This window comes from Streptomyces turgidiscabies Car8 (assembly GCF_000331005.1).
Classification (GTDB): domain Bacteria; phylum Actinomycetota; class Actinomycetes; order Streptomycetales; family Streptomycetaceae; genus Streptomyces; species Streptomyces turgidiscabies.
The window spans coordinates 1-2,926 of the sequence record NZ_AEJB01000355.1 but is presented as its reverse complement, the minus strand read 5'-3'; the positions used below and the strand labels follow the sequence as shown (position 1 = coordinate 2,926).

4 protein-coding genes are annotated in these 2,926 nt (G+C 68.8%); 3 read left to right on the top strand and 1 reads right to left on the bottom strand.

Annotation, left to right across the window (positions count from 1 at the left end; translation table 11 throughout):
• Positions 1–69: 69 nt before the first annotated feature.
• Complete coding sequence (locus STRTUCAR8_RS23750; RefSeq protein WP_006378501.1) at positions 70–849, bottom strand: GntR family transcriptional regulator; 780 nt, start codon at positions 847–849, stop codon at positions 70–72.
• 164 nt (positions 850–1,013) lie between these two features.
• Between STRTUCAR8_RS23750 and STRTUCAR8_RS23745 the strand changes: the two genes are divergently transcribed.
• The 3 genes from STRTUCAR8_RS23745 to STRTUCAR8_RS23735 are packed head-to-tail and all read left to right on the top strand — an operon-like array spanning position 1,014 to position 2,850.
• Positions 1,014–1,352, top strand: a complete 339-nt coding sequence (locus STRTUCAR8_RS23745; RefSeq protein ID WP_006378502.1) for an SCO3933 family regulatory protein — start codon at positions 1,014–1,016, stop codon at positions 1,350–1,352.
• Positions 1,352–2,656 (top strand): FtsK/SpoIIIE domain-containing protein, encoded by a 1,305-nt coding sequence (locus tag STRTUCAR8_RS23740; RefSeq protein ID WP_006378500.1) that lies wholly within the window; start codon positions 1,352–1,354, stop codon positions 2,654–2,656. The genes STRTUCAR8_RS23745 and STRTUCAR8_RS23740 overlap by 1 nt, the downstream gene beginning before the upstream one ends.
• Positions 2,653–2,850, top strand: a complete 198-nt coding sequence (locus tag STRTUCAR8_RS23735) for a hypothetical protein (protein WP_006376424.1) — start codon at positions 2,653–2,655, stop codon at positions 2,848–2,850. The genes STRTUCAR8_RS23740 and STRTUCAR8_RS23735 overlap by 4 nt, the downstream gene beginning before the upstream one ends.
• The last annotated feature ends 76 nt before the right edge of the window (positions 2,851–2,926 follow it).

Here is a 2,926-nt window from a genome sequence, read left to right as displayed (position 1 = left end):
GGCGCCCCGGCGCGCCGCAGGCGCGCCCTTGAGGAAGTGAAGGCTGTTTCGACCGATGCCCGTTGGCACTCAGGCGCGGGTACGTCGGGTGGGTTGCTTGTCGGCGGTGATCCGGTAGGCGAATTCGGCACGGTCCGCCCCGGTGCGCAGCTCTTCGAGGATCAGCGGGCGGCCGTCGGCGCCGTGCGTGACGCGGGCCAGGTGCATTACCGGGGTCGCGTCCGGGAGACGGAGTGTGGTCCGCTCATCGGGCAGCGGCATGCGGGCCCGTACGGTCTCTGTCCACGACAGCTTGTGCCCGTCCTCGGTGAGCAGTCCGTAGATCGCGGCCGGTCGCGTGGAGGGCTCCTCGGCAAGCGGCGGGATGGCTTCGGCGGTCGTGAACGGGATCAGTGTGCGGTGCATGGCGCGCGTCCCAGAACCTGGGTCGATCAGGAGACGATCACATCCGAACAGGGCTTCTTCCGCGCCGAGTTGGAGCAGTCGGCCGGTGTCCTTCGTCGTGCGGGTGCGGTAGGTGCTGGGCTCTTCGACCTCATCCCAGACATCGCCGTTCGGCAGCGCGAACGTGCCGTCGGCGGTGCGGGTGATACGGCGTTCGAGAATGAGGGAGGGCTGCCCGGTGGAACGGACGAAGCTCCCTTTGCCGTGGCGGACGTCGATCAGGCCTTCCGCTCGCAGGGCCGCGATGGCGTTGCGGACGGTGGGGCGGGATACGCCGTAGCGGGCCATGAGCTGGGCCTCGGACGGCAACAGGGAATCGGGGGCGAACTCGCCCGACAGGATCGCTTCCCTGATGGCGGCGGCCACCTGCTGGTAGAGGGCTCCGGGGCGCTGGATCTCCGACATGGCGGCATCTCCGGGTTCAGGTCGTAGTCACGTCGCACGCGCGACATCACTCGTCAGCATAAGTAGTTGCGTCCTCGCCGTACAGCACTTCATAGTCTTCACTCGTAAGGACAAGTGACGTCTGGATGTGTCAGGCGTCCTCATCGGCCAAGGAGGCCAACGACATGCAGTCCATTCCCGTGGACACCGGGCGGCTCGGCGTACTGCGCTGCGCCATCGCACCCGAAGCAAAGATCAGCAACCAGGAGACACAGGAGGTCAAGAAGGACCGGGACGGCAACCCCGTCTACACCGTCGCCGTCACTGTGCGCCAGGACCGGCGGCGCATCTCCGTCATCGAGATCGCCGTCACCGGCGAACCCAAAGGCATCGAGGAAGGCATGATCCTCAAGGTCACCGGGCTCACCGCGTTCATGTGGGCGATGGGCGACCGGCACGGCGTCAGCTTCCGCGCCGACGCCATCACCCCCATCTCCGGTGCCTTAAAGGCCGGTGGTGCCTGATGACCGCCATCCTCGCACTCGCCCTCGGGCTGGCCGTCCTCGGCTGGGTACTGGGCGGCAGTGACCTGCTGCGGCAGCACCGCCCGGTCTGGCACTGGTACCTCGCCGGATACCCGGCCGCTGCCTGGCGGGTGGTGTTCACCTGGCGCAAGATCGCGATGCTCACCGACCTGGCCGTGTCCCGCCGTCCGCCGCGCGGGCTGCTCGGCGACCTGGTCGTCAAGGGCGATCCGCTGCGGCCGGTGGCGCCGAAGATCTCGTTCCCCCGTCCGACGCGTGCGGGGCTGACCGTGATCGTGCGGCTGCACGCGGGCCAGACCCCGACCATGTACCTCAAGGCTGCCGATGCCCTCGTCCACGCGTGGAAAGTGCACGCGGTGCGGGTCACCTCCCCGGAACGGGGGCTGGTGCTGCTGACGGCGACGGCCACCGATCCACTGCAACGCCCCGGTCTGGCGACCGCACCGCCGGCACTGCTCTCGGCTCTGATCGGGGTGTTGGAGAGCGGGGGCGCCTGGGTGGTGGATCTTCTGGTGGTGCCGCACTGGCTGATCGCCGGGGCTACCCGGTCGGGCAAGTCGACCCTGCTGGCCCGGCTGATCACCCAACTCGCCCCGCAGTCGGTCGCGTTGGTGGGCATCGACTGCAAGGGCGGCATGGAACTGGGCCTGTTCGCTGACCGGTTGAGCGCGCTGGCGACCTCCCGTCGGGAGGCGGTCGCGGTGCTGGCCGCGTTGGTGGTCGAGATGCAGGACCGGATGGGCGTCTGCCGGACGGCTGGTGCCCGCTCGATTTGGGAACTGCCCGTCAGGTTCCGGCCCGTACCGGTCGTGGTGATCGTCGACGAGATCGCGGAACTCTACCTGTCCGACGGCAGACGCGAGAGCAAAGCAGAAGCCGAGCAGTGCTCCACCCTCCTGCTGCGCCTGGCACAGCTCGGGGCCGCACTCGGCCTGCACCTGGTGGTGGCCGGGCAACGCGTCGGCTCGGATCTCGGCCCCGGGGTCACCGCGCTGAGGGCGCAGCTCGGGGGACGGATCTGCCACCGGGTCAACGACCCCGGCACCGCCGAAATGATCCTCGGCGACCTCAACAAGGACGCGGTGGCCATAGCGCAGTCGATCACCGCTCAGGAACTGGGCGTGGCCGTGTGCACCGGACCGGACGGCGGCTGGAACCGCGCCCGCTCCCACCTCACCCCCACCCAAGAAGCCGTAGCGGTCACCCGTAAGCACGCGGGCCTGGTGCCCGAACTGCCCACCGTCACCCGCGCACTTGCCGCCCTCGAAGGAGACTCCCAATGATCAGCACAGGTGCCGCCGTGTCCCTCGTCGTGGTCTTCGGGATCATCACCTTCCTCCTCGTCCGCGCCCGCGACGTCCGCGCCTGGGAAGCCGTCTGCATCGCCCTGTTCGGCCTCTACCTCGGCCAGACCCCCGTCAGCCTCACCATCAACGGCTTCGTCACCTGGGTCCTCAGCGGCTTCTCCCACTTCTAGACCACGCAGGAAGGGACGTACGGCCATGCCCATGCGCCGCGTGAGATGCACCGTCTGCAAGGGCGACGGAGCACGC